The sequence below is a fragment of the Halodesulfovibrio sp. genome, assembly GCF_025210605.1.
Taxonomy (GTDB): Bacteria; Desulfobacterota; Desulfovibrionia; order Desulfovibrionales; family Desulfovibrionaceae; genus Halodesulfovibrio.
In genome coordinates, this window is record NZ_JAOARI010000011.1 from 21,814 (window position 1) to 44,021 (window position 22,208).

Here is a 22,208-nt window from a genome sequence, read left to right on the forward strand (position 1 = left end):
ATGGCTAACTCTCCGGTTTAAGGAGCGGGAACAGAATAACCTCACGAATTGACGGGGAATCAGTAAGAAGCATTACAAGACGGTCAATACCAATACCCTGTCCGGCTGCCGGAGGCATACCGTATTCAAGAGCACGAAGGTAGTCTTCGTCCATGTAGTGTGCTTCGTCATCACCCGCTTCTTTTTCTGCAACCTGATCGAGGAAACGCAAACGCTGATCAACAGGATCATTAAGTTCTGAGAATGCGTTACCAAGTTCGCGACCTGTCATGAAGAGTTCATAACGGTCAGTAAAACGAGGATCATCTTCGTTTTTGCGAGAAAGCGGAGAGATGTCTGTCGGGTAGTTGTAAATAAAGGTAGGCTGAACCAGCTCCTGCTCAACATCAAGGTCAAACAATTTTGCCTGAAGTTTAGCAAGCTTTTCACCTTCAACAACTTTTTCCCCGCGGCTTTTCACGTATGCAGCAAGCTTGTCGTAGTCTTCGTAAAGTTCCTTGGAGTGACCACCAATAACTTCTAAAGACTCAAGGAAGCCGATACGACGCCATGTGCCCGGAGTCAGGTCAATTTCCTGCCCCTGATAGGTGATGATAGTAGAACCACACACCTTCTTGGCAATATGTCCAAAAAGTTCTTCTGTAAGATCCATTAAATCTTCAAAAGTTGCATATGCCCAGTAAAATTCACACATGGTAAATTCAGGGTTATGCTGGGTAGAAACACCTTCGTTACGGAAGTTACGGTTGATTTCAAAAACCTTTTCGAAACCACCAACGAGGAGGCGCTTCAAGTACAGTTCCGGTGCAATACGCATGTACATGTCATGGTCTTGCGCGTTGTGGTGCGTTACAAACGGACGAGCAGTCGCACCACCGGGAATAGGATGCATCATAGGAGTTTCTACTTCCATGAAGCCTCTGTCTTCCATAAATCTACGGAACTCACGTACTATAGCAGTACGTTTGCGGAAAATTTCGCGGGTCTTCGGAGTTACAATAAGGTCAACATAACGCTGGCGATATCGAATCTCAACGTCTTTAAGACCATGATATTTTTCCGGAAGCGGGCGAATAGACTTAGTAAGGAGCTGCACACTCTTACAGTCTACTGTAAGCTCACCTGTTTTAGTGCGGAACAACGTGCCCACAACACCAACAATATCGCCGATGTCGAACTTTTTAAACTTCTGGTACGATTCCGCACCAAGAGTATCACGGGCAGCGTAGCACTGCATTTTACCACTTTTATCAAGAACGTGGAAAAAGGTTACTTTACCAAAAGAACGAAGACCGACAATACGGCCAGCACAGTAGAATTCCTTATCAAGAGATTCTAATTCTTCGGCATCAAGTCCTTCATATTCTGCACGAATTTGAGAAAAATCGTCTTCCTTTTTAAACCCGTTAGGGTACAAGGAAATGCCTGCGTCCATTAAGTCGCAGGACTTTGCCACTCTATTCTTCACCACTTCGTTTAACTCATCGCGGTCAACAAAGCTTTCCAGCATTGGCATAAAGTATTCTGCCTGACTGGATTTTGTGGGAAGTTTTATTTTTTTACGTTTTGACTGTTCCTGTTCGCTCACGGGATCACTCCGTATAATGAATTCGATCACTGCTGAATTGGGAAGGGTTATGCCAATTACCAGAAATCGTCAAGGAACCCTCTTCGTCTCTGCGCATAAATTTCAATTTTACACTTTTTTTCGTAAAAAAATAAAAAATGCTTGACCACTCCACAGGTTTTCTCTAAACAACTTTTCGCGCTGAGGGAAACCAAAGCACATAATATTCCTCGATGGCTCAATAGGCAGAGCGGGTGACTGTTAATCACTAGGTTGTAGGTTCAAGTCCTACTCGAGGAGCCAGATTTTAAGCCTCTTTCGAAAGAAAGAGGCTTTTTTTGTACTATACAGTACAAAATTGCCTCAAAATACATTCCCACCAAACGACACAATAGCACAGCACGCTGTAACTATTTTACATTATACATGATTCAACACCAAAAAACAGATTTTTCTCACACTTCGTATAGGTAACAACAACTACTGTATGGAGATCATCCAACACAAAATCAAAGAACTTTTTCTTTTTCCTCTTGACCTCCCATCGCAGAATCCGTATACAGAATCTCGCGCTGATTGATTCAGCACATATTCCTCGATGGCTCAATAGGCAGAGCGGGTGACTGTTAATCACTAGGTTGTAGGTTCAAGTCCTACTCGAGGAGCCAGATTTCAAAGCCTCTTTCGAAAGAAAGAGGCTTTTTTTGTATTCTTAGATTTTCATCGGCTTTTCATTGGGGTTACCACCGCTCAAACTTTTGCTCCTCAACAAGTCACTCAGAATCAATCTATATACTGTTACCCGATGCAAACATTGCTTCCTACAAAAAGAGGTAGCCCACACCTTCTTTTTAGAAAAAGACATTCTCGCAATACAAAGCAGGAATTCCCTCGAACACGCTTTGATCTCTTTTTTAAAATTTTTTATTTTTTTGCTTGACGGCATTCTCTCTTTTCCATAAAAGCTTTTCCGCACTGAGGGAAACACCTCAAGCAAACATATTCCTCGATGGCTCAATAGGCAGAGCGGGTGACTGTTAATCACTAGGTTGTAGGTTCAAGTCCTACTCGAGGAGCCAGATTTCAAAGCCTCTTTCGAAAGAAAGAGGCTTTTTTTGTGCCTTGACGTAAACTTCAGAAGTACGGAATGCACACTTCTTGTATTTATTTCCACTTTTTTCAAATTTATTGATTTTTTTGTTGACGAGCACGAAGCAAATCCGTAAACACATTTTCGCGCTGAGGGAAACCGAAGCACACAATATTCCTCGATGGCTCAATAGGCAGAGCGGGTGACTGTTAATCACTAGGTTGTAGGTTCAAGTCCTACTCGAGGAGCCAGATTTTAAAGCCTCTTTCGAAAGAAAGAGGCTTTTTTGTATTATTTGAAAGCCCTCCCCAGCATAGCCCTACGCTCCACAACGCCTCATCCTTTGTTACCTGTATAGTTTTTTTACACGGTAGACGCATGGCATTTTCCTAGGTATTCTAGCCAAACTGATTTTGCAGAATAGAAAATTTTCCTTTTTTGTTGCTGCACTTACAAACATAACACAGGATACTACCGCTGATTCAATTGCGATCCTGTGCCGCGCATAAACCTGCACAGTGTTGTTGCCACAACCTGCTGCACAAGGAGATATTATGAAAAAAATTCTTTTTGCTCTTGCTATCGTATGTATTTTTGCCACTGCTGCATCCGCTCAAAGTAAATTTGAAAAAATGGATTCCAATAACGACGCCAGCGTCAGTTGGGAAGAATTTTCCAAAACCTACCCTTCCATGAAAGAACTCGCTTTTCAGACAATTGATAAAGATGGTTCCAAAGGAATTTCAGAAGAAGAATGGAAAGCCTTCATGTCCGGTCACAATACTGGCGGCAAAAAAGGCGGCGGCATGATGGGTGGAAAAATGGGCGGCGGCATGATGGGCGGTAAAAAAGCTTCCGGTGCTCCAGAACTTATTGCGCCTCCAAGCAAATAAAAATCAAAAGTTACTCCCATAAAAAAGGTCGACCATTCAGTCGGCTTTTTTTATGTCGTTCTTGCACAGAACTGTAATTAAGTAGCTCCTCTAAAAGCCTTTTTGCGGTATGATGCCAAGAGCACGTATTCGTTTACCCTTTTCACACCATAGGAACAGCGCACTAATGAGCCTTGCTTTACTCTTTTTTTTCTTCAAAGGACTTATTATCGGTCTTACCATCGCCGCTCCCGTCGGGCCGGTTGGCGTTCTGTGTGTCCACCGAACATTACGGTATGGCAAGCTTGTGGGGGTAATCTCCGGTCTTGGAGCCGCCTTTGCTGATCTTTTTTACGGAGCGGTAGCTGCATTCGGACTGGTTGCCATAACCAATCTCATCACAAATTCGAGCACAGCCATCCGCCTTGTTGGGGGCTTATTGTTTATGGCAATCGGCGTCCATATGCTCCGTCAACACCCCGCACCTGCAACAGAGTCAGACGATGAAACCATTAACAGGCATAAACCGGGACTTCTCACAGCCTGCTTCAGCACCTTTGTCCTTACAGTTATGAACCCCGGAACAATTGTAGCTTTTACAGTTATTTTTGCGACATTCGGCATTAACCACAAAGCCAACGTAGTCGATGCCGCACTTCTCGTGCTTGGTGTATTTATAGGCTCTGCAATCTGGTGGTGCGGATTAGCTTTCTGTGCCAACGCAATGCGGACATACGTAGAAAAACACACTCAGCTTATCAGCAAAATATCCGGTACAATTATCGTCACTTTCGGTTGTCTTTCGCTTCTAAGCCTTATTGTCGAACTATAATTTTACTAAAAGTAAAGAGCTGCATAGTAATTTCTCCACACGGGAATTGTCTATTGCCAGAGCACAGTGCAATCCTTATATTCCGCGCATGACAAAAACATGGAAACAAAAATCTAGCCGCCTTGTACTTGGGCGCACACCGCTTGAGCAGCCTGCTTTTCTTCCAATGTCCAAAAAAGAAATGGACGAGCTTGGCTGGGATGAGCTTGATATACTTTTCGTTACAGGTGACTCTTATGTAGATCACCCAAGTTTTGCCGCTGCTCTGTTAGGACGTTGGCTGGTAGCACATGGATACCGAGTAGGGATTGTTGCGCAGCCCCGCTGGGATTCTCCTGAGGATCTTTGTGCTATGGGACGTCCTCGGCTGTTCGCCTCTGTGAGTGCAGGTGCTATTGATTCCATGCTGGCGCATTACACTGCGTTCAGAAAAAAACGCCACGATGATGCGTACACACCGGGTGGTAAAGCAGGAGCACGCCCGAACCGCGCCACAATCGTATATTCAAACCTTATTCGCAGCGCATTTCCAAACATTCCTGTGGTTATCGGCGGTATTGAAGCTTCATTACGTCGTATTACCCATTATGATTTCTGGACAGATAAGCTTCGCCGCTCCATTTTATTAGATAGCAAAGCAGACTGCATAGTTTACGGCATGGGTGAATACGCCATGCTCCACATTGCGCATGTTCTCGATCAGTACGGCGAAACATCCGGCACTCCTTTTTCCTATATCGCACAGGATGTCAGAGGCATTGCCTATATGGGCACACACGATGATATTCCGCCGCAAGCAAAACTTGTAGAACTGCCTTCGCACGAAGAAATCGAAGCTGATGCAAAACAATTGATGACAGCCACGCTCAAACTGGAACGTCATGTTCAAGCAGCCGATGGATGGGCAATTCAACCTGTGGGCAAGCGTGCAGTCATTTTAGCTCCGCCAGCATTACCATTGTCTGAAGAAGAAATGGACGAATTGTATGGTCTGCCCTACGCCAAAACGCAACATCCTTCCTACAAAGAAAAAATTCCATGCGTAGACATGATGACAACCAGTATTACAACTCACCGTGGTTGTGGTGGTGGATGCTCATTCTGCTCACTTGCCCTGCATCAAGGCAGACGGATTGCATCGCGCAGTAAAGAATCCATTATGCAGGAAATAGAAACCCTCATCCGCAACAAACGCTTCAAAGGTTCCATAAGCGATGTGGGCGGTCCTTCCGCAAACATGTGGCAGGCATACTGCAAGGCAAGTCCTGAAAAATGTAAGCGACAAAGCTGCATGCACCCGAAGGTTTGCCCGCAGTTCACCGTCAATCAGGCAGAAGGCATTGCACTGCTTCGAGATATCCAAAAAACAGCGGGGATTAAAAATGTCCGCGTCGCAAGCGGCGTGCGATATGATCTGGCACAAAAAGAAGAAACTGCGCTGCGTGCCTATACAATGGAATTTACCGGCGGACAGCTAAAAGTTGCTCCTGAGCATATTTGTGACGGCGTGCTAAATCGTATGCGTAAGCCAGGTCTTGCGTCATTCGAACGATTCCTTGATGCGTTTAAAAAATACTCCGAGCAAGCAGGCAAGGAACAATATGTTATCCCTTACCTTATGAGTGCATTTCCGGGGTGTACTGACAACCATATGCACGAGCTTGGCAACTGGCTTCGCGCCCGTGGCTGGCAGCCACAGCAGGTTCAATGCTTTATCCCTACACCGGGGACTGTAGCTACTGCCTCGTATTACGCAAAAATCGATGAAAAAGGGAACGAGCTTTATGTAGCGCGCACTGATGCGGAGCGACTTCGTCAACATCACATTCTTATGCCAAGTGTAGGACGAAAAAAAACGCACACACAACGCGGTAACCGCGGTGCATATGCTGCTAAAAAATCTGACGACTATTCAGATTCTAACCAGCGTTCCAATAAAAGAAAAACAAAACACGACGGCAAGCCTAAACATAAAAACCATGCAAAAAATGGCAACCGTTCTACACAGGGAAAGCGTTCATCACGAAATGCCCAATCTGGTCAGGGCAAGGCATCCCCTTTTGCAATCAACAAGAGGTAGCGTATCCTTATCCGCTAATGCTCTGCTCTAGTGGCAACGATATTTACAGCTTATATTCGACGTGCAGAATTTCTGCACGTCGTTTTTTATTGTTCAGTAAAGCAACAGAATTTCCTTCAAAATTATTCACGGGAAACATTGTTCAGCAGCCACTCCACCGTTCCTGAGACAGCCCACCGTTCTTTTCCCGGCATGCTTATAATTTCTTTTTCTGTCCTACTTTCAAGCTGCACTATAAGATGATTTTCTAATAGCGTTATGCATTCAGGCTCAATTCTCTTTTCGTGTTCTAGCTGCAACATTATTTCTTTTTGCTCCGCAGCGGAAAATTCTTCAAACAATTGCGCAGCGTAGTCCCTGTCTGTTCTCAGCAACAATATTATAGCAGCCCGCTGAATAGCTACAGGCTCATTGCGTAGCACTGCTACAATCTCTTTTACTGGCACAGAAATAATCGGTGCAAACGGCATGTGCACCCTGTCATTCCGACATAATGCTACAACTTGAGCCATATCCTTTGCAGCAATGGCGCGTATCATAAGCCTTCGTACCAAAGCACTGTCTACAACAAGCGCTCCGGTACTTACTATTGAGCTATTACGGCTTCGCAATAATGCTTTTACCTGCTCGGGATACAACGAAGGTAACTTCCCCGCCTCCCGCAAAAAACCGGCGGCTGCTTCTGGCGAAAAACTACTGAGCACTTGTGCTGCATGCGATTCACCCAAGGCAAGCACTGAGGCAACAAACTGCTGCGATTCAGACAATACAACTTCAACTCCAGCTCTATGCCCTGCTCGCCGCTCGATAGCCTCCTGTTTTTCAAAAGGCATTTTTTCTACCAGCGCATACCTTCTGTCCTCTGAAAGTTGGGATAAAATAACTGCTGCTGAAAGGGGGTGCTGACTCATAAGTTCTATGCGTAATGTATCATTATCAAGACGCACCAGCTTTTCGATAGCCGACGCATTCATCTCGGCAAATTCCGGTACTAAAATTTCCTGCTTGCCTGTGAGTATTGGAATGATCTCTCCAAGTGCCTTCTCAGGGAAAACAAGCATCATTGTACCGTTCATTCCATTAGAACCATCTTGATGTCTACCTTCATCACCTACACTCACAGACAACTCACAGACAATGCACGATTGATCCAACTCAAAATAGTTTGCGTACTCTGCCTGTTCACTAGATTTACCATGAATTGACTCTATCTCGTAATACGGCGCAAAAGCCCATTCCATTTCAAGCAACAATAAATGTAGCAGATGTCTCACAACACTCTTGGCAATTGGAAACCCACAAGTCTCTTTTGATTTTTTTTGCTTTGCTATCCTCGATAACAGTACACGCGATGACTCTTGCGTACCCGCAGAATAGAGTGCATGTGCAAGCCCTACTGCGACGTCCCTTTCCAGTCCCACAAAATTCACTCCATCTAATGGGAACATGGAAAAACTCGTTGCAACAGGATGATCCATACGCAGCCAGACATCGAATGGAGCGCGAACAGTCCGCACTGGCGTTACGCTGCACGGACATCCTGTCAATTTGCGAAGCCGCTTTGTAGCACCTGATGCAAATTGACTCATAATTTTGTCCAGCACAGGAAATTGTACAGTCTTCCGGTAACGATATTCGAGCAGCTGTGTAAGCGTACCATTTTTTTGCGCTTCTGCTAGCTGTTCGGGTGCTAGTCCTGCTAACACCCCTTCACTGCCTGAAGGTATAAGCCCGTCACTGGGATCTGTGCCTGCTTCTGCATCCAGAGAATTTTCAGATTCAAACGGGCGCTTCAACAGCCACTGCATTTCTTCTACGGTCACATCATTTGCTGATGACGGATTTTCTTCAGCCCCAAACAGCTCAGACACAAGATCACTTTCTACCCCTGTCAGTGATGCCTGCCATGCCTCATCAGACCATGGGTCAAACTGGACTGTTACTTCAGTACGCTTTGGCACATTACAAGACTTTTGCCGTGCATCCTCTTCAGCCTCTAGAGAACGAGAGTACGAGCCATCACTTGAAGCTTTCGAAGCAGAGTCATTTATCTGAAATGGAAGAACTTTTCCCATATTCTTTTTATCAGCCATATATTTTTCCTGAAAATACGGTTCGAGGTGCACTTTTTCATATCTGGAATGCAAATACGCTGGTTGAGCTTACGTATATCTATACAACAGATTCAATTTTTTGCACTACCCAAGCGATTATATATAGTAATTTAATGGATATATTACGTTCTAACGGCACACTATTCCTTGCCCCTTTCCCAACATGCAGATAGTCTGTGAAGTATTATAATTAACACAGCTCCATGGAGCAATTTTAATTAGTTATACTAAATTAACTATACATTTCACAATGACGCATTGTCATTACTTGAAATAGATATTCTACAAGTAACTTGCTGGTTTTACACTGCAAAGAATGACGCAAAATCTGTCGGGAGGATCAAAAAATGACCATGATGCATACATCCCAGTGGAGAAGGAGTATTTATAATATTCTTGACGGATTGAGCGATGGGTTATCGCACTTTGCCGGTGCCAGCCGAGTTGCGTTAATTATTTGCCTTGAGCGTAACGAACCTTTTTATATTCTCGATCCGCAAAATTTGCTTGATGGACATCAGCCTCGCCTCAAAGATCTTTTCAAGAGCTTCCAAGACACAGTTTCGCACAATTTGCGTTCCGAATTTGATCCGGCTAACGATCCACAACTAACGGGACTCATAGCATATGGCGGCTCGTGCACTACATTGCCGTTTCAAATGTGGTTTACGGAGGAACACCCAGATATCTGTTCCAAAGGACCTACGTTACGCTGGCTGGAATATGCAGCCACTCAATTGTGCGCTGATTTCAGCCAAGATGCCGGACTGCGCAACGATACCTCCAGCTATGTACTGCAAGGCTATGCACAACACGCCATCCGCGATTATATCATCGATAAACGTAGCGAGGCACTAGGTATGGACACATACCTGCGTATCTATCCAACATTGAATGCAATTTTAGGAATTTCAAATACACGGGAGGAAGGAGCATGGCCGAGGGGGAAAATAGCCTTTGTTGAACCGCGCCTGTTACAGCACGTCCAGTTTCTTGCATCGTTTCCACGAATGGAGCAGCCACTGCTCGTAAACCTCAGGCATTGCAGAAAAACATTGCAAGCTGTAGAAAATACAGACCGGTATCTTATTTCGGATGGCTGCACCCTTGCGGGAATTGCAGCGGGAGAATTACCGCCTGGCACTATTGTCGCAACATTCGAGGGAAACCACGGGCTGGTCACTCTGGATGATGAACTTATTTGCAGTTTTGCATCAGGAAATTTTCTTGCTACCAACCGCCGCCCGAACCTCGTTCAACTTGAAGAAGCCCTGTTTGAATCCACCGTAACACCAGAGCAGCGGCACAGCCTTTTTCAGTATACAACCCGTGTTGTAATCCGCGCACGAGAGCGTAAGCATGGTTGCACCCTTGTATTAGACCTTAATACAATCCCCCGTAATATTGCAGGACAGACACTGCAAACCCCGCTTGATTTAAGCCTGCCGGAAAATATTGACATAGCCTGTTCACTTGCCAAAGTAGACGGCGCATTGCACATCAGCAAGACATCTACCCTGCTGGGTTTTGCCTGCCTTCTGGATGGTCGAGCTGTCCCCGGAGAAAACAGGGCACGCGGTGCTCGATTTAACTCGGCATTACGATTCACTGCGCTACATAAAAATATTATCGCTATTGTGGTTTCTTCCGACAGACCTGTTTCAGTAATCCAGCATGGTGTTGAACTTACAGCACAATGCAGCTGGAAACCCATCAGTTACAATTGCACACCACCGTTACTCTCAGACTGGATAAACGAATAGCTCTATTGAATAGGAACAGCTTGGGATACAAAAGCAAAACCATAGGATGAACCTGTACCGAGCATTATGCTCTCTACAATGGGTACGTCCACGGCTCTGTCGGCTTCCCATTTAAGAATAAAATTTGCGCCAGACCCACCGGAGTCATCATCAAGGCTAATGACATACCGTAAGGACTGAAGTGGATTCATGACCGCTGGAAGATCATCATAGCGACGCAATAATTTCCCATCAGTATCAAAAAATTCTAAACTCGTAATGCGGATTGACTCTGTCCTACTTGTATTGCGTACGCTTAATGTTGTTGTAACATTTATTTTTGCTTCTTTATTTCCATGATAAATGTACGCGTATGCTGGAACATACAAAGTTTGCCCATTCTGTCTGGTACGAGCCGAACTATTACTGGGAAATGCTATTGCAGCCACAAAAAACAATATACCTGTAGCCCATACGATACGAAAAGCACTCATACGAACCTCGTGTAATATAAATTACATATTATTTTGAGAGTGCAGCATAGCAGAGTTACATTTTTTAAAAAAGCGTAATCATCTATTTTATTGGTATATTACGAAAAAACACTTCTATCTATAACAACACGACTTCTCTATAGCCGCTACCACAGCCTCATTCACTCATATGTACATTTAATCTCGTACAAAGAAATCCGTTACCGACTTGCTAAAACTGTGCTACGCTCTGACCACCATCGTAAGTTGCATTCCAAATACGCACCACTGCACTTGTATTCAAAAACGGACTACGCTAATCTGTTGATATAGAAATATGTTCGACACCAAGGCTGTTGCCCAGTCTTCATAATAGAAACGGAGCGTACTATGGCAAACTACTGGCTCGTTAAGTCTGAACCTGGATGCTACTCTATCGACACATTGGAAAATGAGCCGAATCAGGTCACCTCATGGGACGGCGTACGAAATTATCAGGCACGCAATTTCATGCGCGATGATATGAAACTTGGCGATAAGGTATTATTTTACCACAGCGTCACCAAGCCTTCAGTTGTCGGCGTATGTGAAGTCGTCAGAGAAAGTTACCCCGACCATACTGCGTGGAATCCGGAAGACGATCATTTTGATCCAAAATCAACTGAAGATAATCCACGTTGGTTTATGGTAGACGTAAAATTTGTCGAAAAATTTCCCCGCGCTCTTACATTAAAAGAGTTACGACAGATTCCGGGACTTGAGAACATGGAGCTGTTACGCAAAGGTTCACGCCTTTCCGTAATGCCAGTTGATAAAAAAGAATTCGATATCATCTGCAACCTTGCAAAGGAGCAGGCATGAAAGAAACCAAAGAACGCCTCACGCAGTTAGAAGAACAGCTGTATTTTCAAGAAAAGACTATTACTGAACTCAATGAAGCGTTGACGAATCAACAATTTCAAATCGATGAAATGGAAAAAAAGATGGAGGCTATGATTCTGCGAATTCGCCAGCTTAGCCCTGTTCTTGACGATGGCGGTGTTGATGATGGTCCACCACCACATTATGGTGGCAATATCTAGCCCATTGCCAAATCAACATCATCCGCGAATACGCAAACGCTGGCTTCTAAGCCCATGTTGCGCTATCGACAGTAAAATAAAAAAGGTTGCCTTTCTCTGAGAAAGGCAACCTTTTTTATGCTTATGTACCACTTTTCATCACAGACTACCCCGTTGCAAAGCAATGTTGCGCTAAAGCTAGTCTTAAAAATGATATGCAATCATATAATAACTGGGGCAAAGGAATCGAAGGGTTCTGCTTACCAAAGGCATCTTGCAAAAAACAAGAACATATATTGCTCCCCCTTCAAAGGTGTCTACGAAACCTATTTCCCCTTACCACCAAGGTATGCAGACTGAATTTCCGGATTAGAAAGTAGGGTATCTGCATTATCTGCAAGTACAATGTTGCCTACTTCCATTACGTATCCGCGATCCGCAAGTTTAAGCGCAGCACGTGCGTTCTGTTCTACAAGAATAACAGTAAGCCCATGCTTGTTAATCTTACGGATAGTTTCAAAAATCGACTTTACAAGAATCGGTGCAAGACCAAGCGAAGGTTCATCAAGCAGCAACAGTCGAGGGCTGGACATCAATGCACGACCGATTGCGAGCATTTGCTGCTCACCGCCGGAAAGAGTACCGGCAAGCTGGCTACGACGTTCCAGCAGACGCGGAAACAAGTCGTAAATCCATTCTCTATTGCGTTCGATTTTCGCCTTATCCTTCAGTGTAAAGGCGCCAAGATCCATGTTCTCTTCTACAGTAAGTGTAGAAAATACACGACGCCCCTCTGGAGATTGGGAAATACCAAGCTTAACAATATTATGTGCAGGAATTGAATGGATAGGCTTGCCATCAAGAAGAATTTCTCCCTTGGCAGCCTTCACAAGCCCACAGATAGAGTTAAGCGTCGTTGATTTTCCCGCCCCGTTTGCGCCGAGAATAGTAACAATCTCACCTTCTTCTACTGTGAGGTTGATGCCGTGCAGTGCTTCTACGTTGCCGTAGTTTACGTGCAGATCACGAAGTTCTAGTAGCATATGGCAGGTCTCCCTTACAGCAGATCATCATCAGCACCGAGGTATGCTTCGATAACTCGGGGATCATTTTTAATTGTTTCAGGATCGCCTTCTGCAATCACAGCACCGTATTCAAGAACAACAAGATGCTCACAGATTTTCATAACAAGACTCATGTCGTGTTCAATCAGCAGAACAGTAATTCCGCGGTCACGAATAGCCTTAATAAGATCAATAAGCTCCTGCGTTTCCTGATCGTTCATACCGCCAGCAGGCTCATCAAGAATAATGAACTTTGGTTCTGTCGCCAATGCACGGGCAATTTCCAGCAAGCGCTGCTTTCCGTAGGATAAACTGTCAGCCTGCGTATCCCACTGGTCTTTCAAGCCGACAAATTCTAGTTCTGCCATGGCTTTTTCAAGCACGTGTTTTTCTTCAACACGCTGTGCAGGAGTACGGAACATGGAAGCAAAAATACCGGATTTCATACGGCAATGACAGCCGGAGAGCACATTTTCTAACGCACTCAAACTCTTGAAGAGTCGAATTGTCTGAAACGTACGGGCAATACCGAGATTAACAATGCGGTGGGTCTGCATGCCCACAACATCTTTACCGTTGAAAACAGCTTCGCCAGTGTCTGGAACATAGTTGCCCGTAATCAGGTTAAATACTGTAGTCTTGCCAGCGCCGTTAGGACCAATAAGCCCTACGATAGTTCCCTCTTCAACGCTAAAGGAAACGTCATTAACGGCAAGCAACCCACCGAAGCTTTTTGTTAAGTTTTTAAGCTCAATAAGACTCATTACTGCTCTCCTTCAGCGTTGCTGAAAAAGCGGGCAACATTGTATTTTCGCGGTAACGGCGGCAACAGCCCCTGAGTACGGAAAATCATCATGGCGATCATTGCTGCACCGAATACAAGCATTCGAGCTGATGCAAAATCACGGAATAATTCAGGCAGACCAATAATAAGGAAAGCACCAAGAAGCACCCCGCGAATAGATCCCATGCCGCCAAGAATAACAATGGTGAATAGAAGTACAGATTCCCAGAAAGAAAATGATTCCGGTGAAATAATCTTCATTTTCCCAGCAAAGATAGTGCCCACCATACCAGCCCAAAATGCGCCGATAACAAAAGCAATAAGCTTGTAGCGGGAAATATCAATACCGGAGCCTTCAGCAGCGACATCATCATCTTTAATGTAGTTTAACGCCCTGCCGAAGCGTGAGTTTTCCAAACGGTGGAATAAGAATATCGTAGCCGCACAGAATCCCCAGATAAGGTAGAAGAACTGATACGGACGCTTAATTTTAAGACCGAACAACATTGGACGATCAATGCCGAAAATGCCGTTTGCACCACCGGTTAATCCGCCAACGTCATTGATAAGTGCAATGCGGATAATCTCTACAATACCGATAGTCACAATAAGCAGGTAGTCACCGCGCAGGTGAATAATCGGTCTTGCTACAATCAACCCGAACAAACCGGCGAGGATACCAGCCAATGGCATAGTCCACAGCAGAGGTATGTCGAACATTGTATTCAAAATTGCAGAGGTGTACGCACCTACAGCAAAAAACGCAGCATGCCCCATCTGGAAAAGACCACACTGACCGAGGATAATATTCAGACTAAGCGCAAGGATTGCGTACAGCCCAATGTTATTCAATACATCAGTCCAATATGCATTCAGCACCAGCGGTGCACAAGCAAACAGCGCTACTCCTGCAAGGCACAGCATATCTTGTTTTCTAATAATCATACCTTGTCAGCCACCCTTTCGCCCAATAATCCGGTAGGACGGACGATCAAAATGAGAATGAGAACAAGGAAGGAGATTGCGTCTTTCCATGCAATGGAAATGTACGCAGCCCCTAGCGATTCCACAACACCAAGCAACAAACCACCGAGCATTGCACCCGGAATGTTACCGATGCCGCCGAGAATTGCAGCAGTAAATGCTTTAAGACCATACAGCCAGCCCATGGTGAAACTGATCTGACCATAGTACAAGCCGACCATAACGCCAGCAGCACCACCAAGTGCAGGACCGATCATAAACACAAGGCTGATTACGCGGTTAACATCAATTCCCATCAGCTTTGCTGCACCCTGATCGATAGCAGCTGCGCGGATAGCAGTACCAATACGTGTTTTATGCGTCAGGTAGTATAACGCGCACATAAGCACTACAGAGATGGCAAACATTAAAATACGGATTAACGGCAATTCCACACCTAATATATTCACGGTGATATTAGGCAGTAAGCCGTGCGGGTAAACTAACGGACGCGCACCCCAGATAAGCATGATTGCATTCTGGAAAAAGATGGAAGCACCAAGAGCACTTACAACCGCAGAAAGACGCGGCGAAGTCCTAAGCGGGCGATAGGCTATACGCTCTAGCAAAAAGCCAACCACGCCTACTAAAATAACAACCATCACTGCCAAAAGAATCAATCCTGCAACAGGTCCGATTGCATCTGTAAGTCCCAGTGAGGTGAGCAGTGTGAGTCCTAAAAAAGCACCAATGGTAAAAAGATCGCCGTGTGCAAAGTTAATCAGCTTTAGCACACCGTACACCATGGTATATCCTAGTGCGATAAGCGCATAAATACCGCCGACCGCCAAGCCATTTGTCAATTGTTGAAAAAATTCTTCCATAAGGAAATCCCGTTGAGAAAAAAACGGTAAAATCCAGAGCACAGCACCCTTGCCGTGCTGTGCTCTGGAAAAGAGAAGCCGAAATTACGGTAACATTACGAACTGGCCGTTAGCATCAACTTCGCTAACGCGATAGAACTTACCGGCACGGTCACCTTTTTTATCAAAAGCGATGGTGCCTGTCAGCCCAGGATAGTTGTCCATTTTGTTACGTAAGTACTCGGAGAGAACTTCCGGATCAGTGGAGTCGGTCTGACGGATTGCTTCAACAATAGCAAGGAATGCATCGCCAGCAAATACAGACCAGATAGAGGCAGGAAGTGCGTTGTACTTTGCCTTATAGGTATCCAGAATTTCTTTTGCAAAAGGAGAAGTAAGGTCGTTTACACCCGGAGGGCTTACAAAGAAGAACCCTTTAGCTGCGTCGTTTCCAGCAATTTTAACAAGATCAAGGTTGTTGGTAGCGTCGCCGCCCATCATATCAACATCCCACTTCATTTCTTTTTTCTGGCGCAGCAGCAAGCCTGCTTCATTAAAGTAGCCAGTGTAGAAAATTACGTCAGGATTGAACCCTTTAATCTTGGTAAGGATGGTGTTGTAATCCTGCTCGCCCGGATTAAGTGCATCAAAAAATACAACTGTATTTCCGTCGAGAAGTTTACGGGTCTCATCCGCCAGACCTTTTGCGTATGAAGAGTTGTCGTGCAGGATAGCAATGCGCTTATATCCGCGATCTTTCAAAACCTGTGCAGCGGCTGCGCCCTGAGAATCGTCACGAGGACATGTGCGGAAGAAGTTAGCAAGACCTTTTTCAGTCAAACGCACCATGGTAGAACCTGTTGCAATCTGAATCACATCTTCTTCGTCATAAATGTCCTGTGCTGCTTCAGTAATAGAAGAGCCATAGGTACCAATAACCGCAACTACACCGGATGTAATCAGGCGCTGAGCGGCAAGAGCTGCTGTTTTAGGGTCAAATGCATCGTCTTCTGCGATAATTTCAACTTTCTTGCCGTTAATACCGCCGTCAGCATTGACTTTCGCAGCCAGAATCTCAACGAGATTCTTCATATCAAGACCTTCTGATGCATATTTGCCGGTGAGCGGAGCTTGCAAGCCGATTTTAATAGTATCTGCTAATGCAGCAGATGACATCAACATTGAAGCAACCAGCCCAAAGGCTAAAACGTGCATAAATCTTTTCATTCGAAATCCTCCTATGGATGACTTTCTATAAAAATCCTACAAATAATTCCCTCTCCTTTATCGAAAACCAACCTAACAACCCGATCTCACAGGGCTTCAGGTATACTCTTCTCACATAGCAACCCACGACAATTTTGTCAAAAAATATGCGTTTTAATGTGATAGAACACTAATTTTCTATTGCAAAGTACGCCCTACTGCGTGAAAAAATACATAATTTTTTCACAGTGCACGCGTTTAACCTGTCCAATTCATTGTTGGCTTCAACGCATTGAATGATTCTTCAATCAATACAAAATTGGCAGTACTCGGCAAAAAAATGAAAGGGAGTGTATGAATGTAAAAACTGCATTGCATAAAAAAGTGAGTTATGCACATCCGAAACAAGAACTGAATATTTCAAATAGAATCCAGCAAAAATACTTCTCAATAGCTACTTATTCACTATTGTCCGCTTGCCAGCTTCATAAAGCAGGCTCATACTGTAGAATTCACGATTTTTCTCATTTCGGTATCTTTGCAACACCTTGATGACTCATACACTCGTGTCATCAAAATTCATTACAAAGACAGCACCACCCAACTTCAATGCAGGAACCCTTTCTTATACACAATTTATGACAAATATAAAGGGGCAAATGGGAGCTTCCATTTAAGGCATTTATATTGCATGCAAGATATATTACGTTTTTGTATATAAAAAGAACACTTACCTTACACTCTCCTTCTATTCTGTACACTCTTACCACACTAGAACATACCACAACATATTCTTTTTTTTCAAAAAAAACGGCTACCCTGCTTATGAAAATAAGCAGAGTAGCCAAATCACGTACATTCCCCCTTTAACTATCACGGATAACCACACTACTAGCTAATGCATTCCCAAAGCAAAATTAGGCGAGTAAAAATTTATTCATTGTCTTTAAAGACTGCTTCAGGCTCTTTCACATCATCTGTGATAATGCCATAAATAGCTTCCAGACGTTTTTTCAGCACAGGCGAAAGCTCTTCCAAACTTTGAGTGCCGTGCTCAACTTCCGGCGGGTCATACAAGCCTACATGCTTTGCCAGCATTTCTAATGCCTTTAACTTCGAATGCTGCTTTACACGAACTGTCCCACCACGGCTTGTTACCGTTTCCGTAATTTCTGCAATGGAAGCTGCTTGAGCGCTATTTATATCTTGCGAATTACGCAATGTCAGATGCCCGTCATCCCACGCACAAACATCCTTCAGCGTAGCAAATCCAACCGCGGCTAATTCTCTGACAACTGCGTCCTGCGTAATTTCCGTACGCTGCGCACGTTGTGCCTGCTTCCTGCTAATCGCCTGCATAATTTCGGGCAGCGCAAGAAGTCTTGTAGCCGTAGCACCAGCAGATTTCTGGGCATATCCAGCACGGCATGCAGCAAGTCGTCCGTTGTAGTCTAGCAGGTACTCATCAACAAAACGCCGCTGTTTGACTGAAAGTGTCTTACCTGCACCCTTCTGCTGAACAGCTGGCTTTCGTGCCTTCTTGTTTTCTGCACGATCTTCAGCCGACACGACTTCGGAACCTTCTTCAGCCATCACTTTTTCACTCCCCGCAGTTCAGCCTTAATCTCTGACAGAACTTCCTGCATGGCTGCAACTCTCTCATCAATCCGCGCTACTTTAATAACTACTTGCTGCTGTGCAACGTACTCTTTCGATAACGTACCGGTAACTTGCTCTACATGATCCAGCCGAGCACTAAAACTACTGAATACTCCTGCTAACGTTGCCACGGTAGTAACAAGCCCGACAGCAGCACTCAACGTCACTTTTCTATCCATGCGCCAACGCGCTTCACTGTTACATCCCACTGCTGCCACCATTTCCTGCTGTATCTTTTCTGTATGATCCCAAGGATGATCCAAGGTAATAATTAACCACTGCCCCAAATGCAGTTCCCAACGAACCAAGCAGCAATAATGCTGGCTCGCTAACATCGGGAGCCGCTACCACTTCGCTAAGCATCCAAAAAAATCCGCAAATAACCACAAGAGAGACAATACCAGTAATCCACGCACCGCCATGCCCTGCTTTAGCAAGTGCAACCTCACGCGCCCTAGCGCCCTGCACGTTTTGTAATTCTGCTTCCAACTGTGCACGCTGCCAGCCAAGCAGTTGCGCCTGTTGCTCTACCTCAAGCTCTTTCAATTTTAACAGCACCTGTGGATTTTCCAATGCGGCAGCAACTGCCTGCGGCTCTGGATCTACCCCTAAGAAACTGCTGATAAGTGTTCCGGCAGCACCCGCAATTGCACCCACCGGTCCTCCTAAAGCTGCTCCTAATACTGGCGCAACCTTTGCCACACTCGTTGCCAGCTCTTTCCAATCCATACTGCCTCCTTATCTTTGCACCGACTATACTCCGCAAAAAAACGACAATTATCGAAACCCCAACGATACAAGGCTGAGCGCGCACTCTTAACCATACGCTGACTGGATTGACGATAGACCTGATGGCGCAAAAAAAAGCATCTTCCCAAACAGGAAGATGCTTCATTTTGAAATAATCAACTCTGCTACCCTAGAGCAGAAAAAACATACAGCTTATGAACGCGGTCAGAAGTAAAAAAACTGATTATGGAACGCACACACCGCGTTCAATTGCAGCATCATACGGTTCGCCATACCCAAGTGCTGATCCTTCTTCCAAAGCGTCGCACCCCTCGTCTATTTTAAGTTGAGCAAGGAGAAGTTCACCTAAGAAATTCCAAGCTGTTCCGCTCTTCGAATCAAGTTCCAACGCTCTTTCGTAATTCTTTTTAGCACCCATATAATTGCCAAGTCCAAACTCTGCATAGCCCCGATAAGCATAGGAATCACTCTGCGGGTAATACCGCACAGCTTTATCTAAATCTTCAACAGCCGCTTCATATTCTTCAAACTGGATCAATAGACGTCCGCGGCGCAACCATGCTTCACCGTATTTCGGTTCAATACGCAGTGCCTCGCGCAACAACCCAGCAGCCTTTGCAGGATTTTCGCATACACCGTTTTTCCAAAGCACATGCGCTTTTGCATATGCAAGCTGTGCATCGTGATGTAAAGCTCCCGATATTCCAGTCGGATTATGGGTAACCTTCGGTTGAGCTACTGTTCCAGAACAGCCTGAAAGGAAGAAGGCTGTTGTCAGAAGCAACACTATACAACGCTTTATCATGTAAATACCTTACGGAAGCACCACAACTATTAGGTAAGTTGGGAAAAAAAGATTGACTCATTTTGCAGCACGATTTATCGAATCCTCTATACTAATTTGTTTATACAGGAGTTTTCATGTTTTCGTCTGCAGCTACACGCACTAAAATTCATTCTCTCATGCAGCAGCTTCGTTCCTACCCCTTTTTGCACCAAAAAGAAAATGCGGAAAGATGCGTCCGGTTACTTGAAACTATTGATGAGCAGTACGCCATTTACTCTCAACTCTGCCACTCGCAAAGCCACTTTATTCATCATTTTCAAGATATTTTGCATAAACACCGCATTGAAGAAGACGATATTTTTTGCCTACTGGAAGACCTGCTCATTTTAGTACGTGAAAAAACTCTCCGGACAGGAATTCCGCAAGCCAATAAGGCAGAACTTGCTGCTCTTACACTTGTTTTTGACGGTAAAGACTGGAGCAAAGACGATGGCACGCTCTTTTCCGAAACTTTTTTCTACAAAGTTCCACTTAGCCTTATTCATGCAATTTCTGACGAACTGCACGGAAATCAACAGGATGCTCAATATCTGCCACAATAAGTTTTCATAAATTTATATATAATTCTACAAGCCCTATTCCCCGCACTGGCAGATTCTGCTACTATTTAGGAAAGATAGAAACAAGCAATAATCGATGGGGGGCTGTATCGGTTATGAGCAGAATACCGCGGTCTACTTTTATAGGGAAGAGTAGACCGGCTCTTTTCTTCATTATCGCCACGTGCTGCGCAATATGCTATCACCTTGCCGTTCACCAATGGTTCACGGAGTCTTCTCCCGTGCACTTTTTTCTTCCACTATTTTTAGGAACTATAATTTTCCTTTTCACAAGCTATTTCGCCTCCCAGAACAGCAAGATTGAAGAAATTGCAAATTCCCGCCTAGAACAACTGGCTGCGACAAAAACGGAAGTCACGCAACTCCGCATGCGACTTGTTGACGTGGAACGCAGGGCACGCTCTGCACGCCGAGAAGCACAACGCTTGCGGTTGGAACGTTGCACTCCACGCATTGAATTAACCAATAAATTTGAAACAACATTCCACGCCACGCCGGACTCAATTCTTTTGGCAGACATGGAGTCCGGTCTTGTAACTGATGTTAACGAGAGCTTTCTCAGGTTACTCGATTATGACTGGAATGACGTTTACAATAATCCGGTCAACACCCTTTTTACATGGGCAAATGAACAAGATGCTCAAGAGTTTGCAACAGCACTCATAACGGGGCAAACAGCAAACAATCTACAGGCAATATCTCAATCTCAAAACAGGGCAGACTTTTTTGCTTTGGTGTCAATGCGGTCAGTATCAATTTCTGGAAAGCGTACACTCGTTATTGCTGTACGCGATTGTTCAGACCTTCATGCAGCTCACGATAAAATCCGTACTTTTTCGACAGCACTTGAACAAAGTCCAGTCGGCACAGCAATTCTTTCAAGCGATGGCTGTGTCGTGCACATCAATACACGATTTGCAAAGCTAACAGGATATACTGCCGAAGAACTCCACGGCAACAAAATTCCTTTTTTCGAGAACCTTCCAGAAGAATCTGTCTTATCGTGGGAAAACTTGGCAACAAAATCCGAATGGCATAGCGAAATTTATGCTCCCTGCTGCAAAAAAGGTAACTGCTGGTTTTCTATTTCTATTTCACCTGTCACAGAAAATGGCAAAGCCTCTCGATATGTATTGATTCTTGAAGACATAACCAAGAAAAAAGCACAAGAGCGCCATATTCAACACATGGCAATGCATGACGGGCTTACAGGGGTCGCGAACCGTCGCCATTTCAAAATGCAGCTGAAACAATCGATAGAATTGCAGCGCAGAAGCCAAATTCCATTTGCACTCATTTTTATGGATTTAAACAAGTTCAAAGAAATCAACGACACTAGGGGACATGACTTTGGTGATGAAGTCTTAAAAAAGACAGCCAGTCGCCTTAAAAGTGTTCTGCGAGAGGTAGACTTGGTTGCGCGTCCTGGTGGAGATGAATTCTTGCTTCTTCTTAGCGGCATCCAGTCCATGGACGATCTACAAGCGACTCTGACTCGAATTGCCTATCATACCGCACAGCAAGTAACATTTTGTGATAACACGACTATCAACGTCACGGCTGCCATGGGCGTTGCGCTCTGTCCAGAACACGGTACAAATGCAGATGATCTCCTTTCTAAAGCAGACCACGCCATGTATGCATGCAAGCGGACAGAGTCCAGCCCGTTTGTCGTTTGAGA

20 protein-coding genes and 4 tRNA genes are annotated in these 22,208 nt (G+C 44.7%); 12 read left to right on the top strand and 12 right to left on the bottom strand.

Annotated elements, in window-relative coordinates; translation table 11 throughout:
* Window positions 1–4: 4 nt before the first annotated feature.
* Window positions 5–1,510, bottom strand: a complete 1,506-nt coding sequence (gene lysS / locus N4A56_RS03105) for a lysine--tRNA ligase (RefSeq protein ID WP_293669157.1) — start codon at window positions 1,508–1,510, stop codon at window positions 5–7.
* A 284-nt stretch (window positions 1,511–1,794) separates the two neighbouring features.
* Between lysS and N4A56_RS03110 the strand changes: the two genes are divergently transcribed.
* The 7 genes from N4A56_RS03110 (at window position 1,795) to N4A56_RS03140 (ending at window position 6,441) form a co-directional block, all read left to right on the top strand.
* Window positions 1,795–1,870 (top strand) — tRNA-Asn (locus tag N4A56_RS03110).
* A gap of 289 nt (window positions 1,871–2,159) precedes the next feature.
* Window positions 2,160–2,235: transfer RNA gene (locus tag N4A56_RS03115), tRNA-Asn, on the top strand.
* A gap of 335 nt (window positions 2,236–2,570) precedes the next feature.
* Window positions 2,571–2,646 (top strand) — tRNA-Asn (locus N4A56_RS03120).
* A 186-nt stretch (window positions 2,647–2,832) separates the two neighbouring features.
* Window positions 2,833–2,908, top strand: a tRNA-Asn gene (locus N4A56_RS03125).
* A 303-nt stretch (window positions 2,909–3,211) separates the two neighbouring features.
* Entirely contained in the window at window positions 3,212–3,550 is a 339-nt protein-coding gene (locus N4A56_RS03130) for an EF-hand domain-containing protein (protein WP_293668905.1), read from the top strand.
* A gap of 166 nt (window positions 3,551–3,716) precedes the next feature.
* The gene (locus tag N4A56_RS03135) at window positions 3,717–4,361 is read left to right on the top strand and encodes a LysE family transporter (RefSeq protein ID WP_293668907.1); all 645 of its coding nucleotides are present in this window, start codon (window positions 3,717–3,719) and stop codon (window positions 4,359–4,361) included.
* Between the two features lie 88 nt (window positions 4,362–4,449).
* Window positions 4,450–6,441: a YgiQ family radical SAM protein gene (locus N4A56_RS03140; RefSeq protein ID WP_295545002.1), complete on the top strand. Its 1,992-nt coding sequence runs from the start codon at window positions 4,450–4,452 to the stop codon at window positions 6,439–6,441.
* 122 nt (window positions 6,442–6,563) lie between these two features.
* Here the strand turns inward: N4A56_RS03140 and N4A56_RS03145 are convergent, their stop codons facing one another.
* Window positions 6,564–8,534: a hypothetical protein gene (locus N4A56_RS03145; RefSeq protein ID WP_295545003.1), complete on the bottom strand. Its 1,971-nt coding sequence runs from the start codon at window positions 8,532–8,534 to the stop codon at window positions 6,564–6,566.
* A gap of 368 nt (window positions 8,535–8,902) precedes the next feature.
* Here N4A56_RS03145 and N4A56_RS03150 point away from each other — a divergent pair, with 368 nt between their 5' ends.
* Window positions 8,903–10,318 carry a DNA integrity scanning protein DisA nucleotide-binding domain protein gene (locus N4A56_RS03150; protein WP_293668911.1) on the top strand — a complete coding sequence of 472 codons (1,416 nt, stop codon included), beginning with the start codon at window positions 8,903–8,905 and terminating at the stop codon, window positions 10,316–10,318.
* 2 nt (window positions 10,319–10,320) lie between these two features.
* On the opposite strand, the gene N4A56_RS03155 is transcribed toward N4A56_RS03150, so the two are convergent.
* A complete protein-coding gene (locus N4A56_RS03155) occupies window positions 10,321–10,791 on the bottom strand; it encodes a DUF3124 domain-containing protein (RefSeq protein WP_295545005.1) in 471 nt (156 codons plus the stop codon).
* A 369-nt stretch (window positions 10,792–11,160) separates the two neighbouring features.
* Between N4A56_RS03155 and N4A56_RS03160 the strand changes: the two genes are divergently transcribed.
* Window positions 11,161–11,631 carry an EVE domain-containing protein gene (locus tag N4A56_RS03160; RefSeq protein ID WP_295545007.1) on the top strand — a complete coding sequence of 157 codons (471 nt, stop codon included), beginning with the start codon at window positions 11,161–11,163 and terminating at the stop codon, window positions 11,629–11,631.
* Window positions 11,628–11,852, top strand: a complete 225-nt coding sequence (locus tag N4A56_RS03165) for a SlyX family protein (RefSeq protein WP_293668915.1) — start codon at window positions 11,628–11,630, stop codon at window positions 11,850–11,852. Before N4A56_RS03160 ends, N4A56_RS03165 begins: the two co-directional genes overlap by 4 nt.
* A gap of 305 nt (window positions 11,853–12,157) precedes the next feature.
* On the opposite strand, the gene N4A56_RS03170 is transcribed toward N4A56_RS03165, so the two are convergent.
* The 9 genes from N4A56_RS03170 to N4A56_RS03210 all read right to left on the bottom strand — a co-directional run bounded on the left by N4A56_RS03170 (window position 12,158) and on the right by N4A56_RS03210 (window position 19,925).
* Window positions 12,158–12,874 (bottom strand): ABC transporter ATP-binding protein, encoded by a 717-nt coding sequence (locus tag N4A56_RS03170; RefSeq protein WP_293668916.1) that lies wholly within the window; start codon window positions 12,872–12,874, stop codon window positions 12,158–12,160.
* Between the two features lie 14 nt (window positions 12,875–12,888).
* On the bottom strand, window positions 12,889–13,659 hold the full coding sequence (locus tag N4A56_RS03175) for an ABC transporter ATP-binding protein (RefSeq protein WP_295545009.1): 771 nt from the start codon (window positions 13,657–13,659) through the stop codon (window positions 12,889–12,891).
* Window positions 13,659–14,624, bottom strand: a complete 966-nt coding sequence (locus N4A56_RS03180) for a branched-chain amino acid ABC transporter permease (protein ID WP_295545010.1) — start codon at window positions 14,622–14,624, stop codon at window positions 13,659–13,661. Before N4A56_RS03180 ends, N4A56_RS03175 begins: the two co-directional genes overlap by 1 nt.
* On the bottom strand, window positions 14,621–15,526 hold the full coding sequence (locus tag N4A56_RS03185) for a branched-chain amino acid ABC transporter permease (protein WP_295545012.1): 906 nt from the start codon (window positions 15,524–15,526) through the stop codon (window positions 14,621–14,623). The genes N4A56_RS03180 and N4A56_RS03185 overlap by 4 nt, the downstream gene beginning before the upstream one ends.
* An 84-nt stretch (window positions 15,527–15,610) precedes the next feature.
* Window positions 15,611–16,732, bottom strand: coding sequence for a branched-chain amino acid ABC transporter substrate-binding protein (locus tag N4A56_RS03190; RefSeq protein WP_295545013.1), 1,122 nt, complete (start codon window positions 16,730–16,732; stop codon window positions 15,611–15,613).
* Between the two features lie 912 nt (window positions 16,733–17,644).
* A complete protein-coding gene (locus N4A56_RS03195; protein WP_295545015.1) occupies window positions 17,645–18,304 on the bottom strand; it encodes a terminase small subunit in 660 nt (219 codons plus the stop codon).
* On the bottom strand, window positions 18,304–18,579 hold the full coding sequence (locus N4A56_RS03200) for a hypothetical protein (RefSeq protein ID WP_293668923.1): 276 nt from the start codon (window positions 18,577–18,579) through the stop codon (window positions 18,304–18,306). Before N4A56_RS03200 ends, N4A56_RS03195 begins: the two co-directional genes overlap by 1 nt.
* The gene (locus N4A56_RS03205) at window positions 18,569–19,099 is read right to left on the bottom strand and encodes a hypothetical protein (protein ID WP_295545017.1); all 531 of its coding nucleotides are present in this window, start codon (window positions 19,097–19,099) and stop codon (window positions 18,569–18,571) included. The genes N4A56_RS03200 and N4A56_RS03205 overlap by 11 nt, the downstream gene beginning before the upstream one ends.
* Window positions 19,100–19,343: 244 nt before the next feature.
* Window positions 19,344–19,925, bottom strand: a complete 582-nt coding sequence (locus N4A56_RS03210; RefSeq protein ID WP_295545018.1) for a tetratricopeptide repeat protein — start codon at window positions 19,923–19,925, stop codon at window positions 19,344–19,346.
* Window positions 19,926–20,041: 116 nt separating this feature from the next.
* Between N4A56_RS03210 and N4A56_RS03215 the strand changes: the two genes are divergently transcribed.
* Window positions 20,042–20,509: a hypothetical protein gene (locus N4A56_RS03215; protein WP_295545020.1), complete on the top strand. Its 468-nt coding sequence runs from the start codon at window positions 20,042–20,044 to the stop codon at window positions 20,507–20,509.
* A gap of 239 nt (window positions 20,510–20,748) precedes the next feature.
* A complete protein-coding gene (locus N4A56_RS03220) occupies window positions 20,749–22,206 on the top strand; it encodes a diguanylate cyclase (protein WP_295545021.1) in 1,458 nt (485 codons plus the stop codon).
* Window positions 22,207–22,208: the final 2 nt, after the last annotated feature.

Coding starts and splice junctions, on each gene's coding strand:
- lysS (WP_293669157.1), bottom strand. CDS start 1,510: ATGCTGGAAAGCTTTGTTGACCGCGATGAGTTAAACGAAGTGGTGAAG.
- N4A56_RS03130 (WP_293668905.1), top strand. CDS start 3,212: ATGAAAAAAATTCTTTTTGCTCTTGCTATCGTATGTATTTTTGCCACT.
- N4A56_RS03135 (WP_293668907.1), top strand. CDS start 3,717: ATGAGCCTTGCTTTACTCTTTTTTTTCTTCAAAGGACTTATTATCGGT.
- N4A56_RS03140 (WP_295545002.1), top strand. CDS start 4,450: ATGACAAAAACATGGAAACAAAAATCTAGCCGCCTTGTACTTGGGCGC.
- N4A56_RS03145 (WP_295545003.1), bottom strand. CDS start 8,534: ATGGCTGATAAAAAGAATATGGGAAAAGTTCTTCCATTTCAGATAAAT.
- N4A56_RS03150 (WP_293668911.1), top strand. CDS start 8,903: ATGACCATGATGCATACATCCCAGTGGAGAAGGAGTATTTATAATATT.
- N4A56_RS03155 (WP_295545005.1), bottom strand. CDS start 10,791: ATGAGTGCTTTTCGTATCGTATGGGCTACAGGTATATTGTTTTTTGTG.
- N4A56_RS03160 (WP_295545007.1), top strand. CDS start 11,161: ATGGCAAACTACTGGCTCGTTAAGTCTGAACCTGGATGCTACTCTATC.
- N4A56_RS03165 (WP_293668915.1), top strand. CDS start 11,628: ATGAAAGAAACCAAAGAACGCCTCACGCAGTTAGAAGAACAGCTGTAT.
- N4A56_RS03170 (WP_293668916.1), bottom strand. CDS start 12,874: ATGCTACTAGAACTTCGTGATCTGCACGTAAACTACGGCAACGTAGAA.
- N4A56_RS03175 (WP_295545009.1), bottom strand. CDS start 13,659: ATGAGTCTTATTGAGCTTAAAAACTTAACAAAAAGCTTCGGTGGGTTG.
- N4A56_RS03180 (WP_295545010.1), bottom strand. CDS start 14,624: ATGATTATTAGAAAACAAGATATGCTGTGCCTTGCAGGAGTAGCGCTG.
- N4A56_RS03185 (WP_295545012.1), bottom strand. CDS start 15,526: ATGGAAGAATTTTTTCAACAATTGACAAATGGCTTGGCGGTCGGCGGT.
- N4A56_RS03190 (WP_295545013.1), bottom strand. CDS start 16,732: ATGAAAAGATTTATGCACGTTTTAGCCTTTGGGCTGGTTGCTTCAATG.
- N4A56_RS03195 (WP_295545015.1), bottom strand. CDS start 18,304: ATGGCTGAAGAAGGTTCCGAAGTCGTGTCGGCTGAAGATCGTGCAGAA.
- N4A56_RS03205 (WP_295545017.1), bottom strand. CDS start 19,099: ATGGATTGGAAAGAGCTGGCAACGAGTGTGGCAAAGGTTGCGCCAGTA.
- N4A56_RS03210 (WP_295545018.1), bottom strand. CDS start 19,925: ATGATAAAGCGTTGTATAGTGTTGCTTCTGACAACAGCCTTCTTCCTT.
- N4A56_RS03215 (WP_295545020.1), top strand. CDS start 20,042: ATGTTTTCGTCTGCAGCTACACGCACTAAAATTCATTCTCTCATGCAG.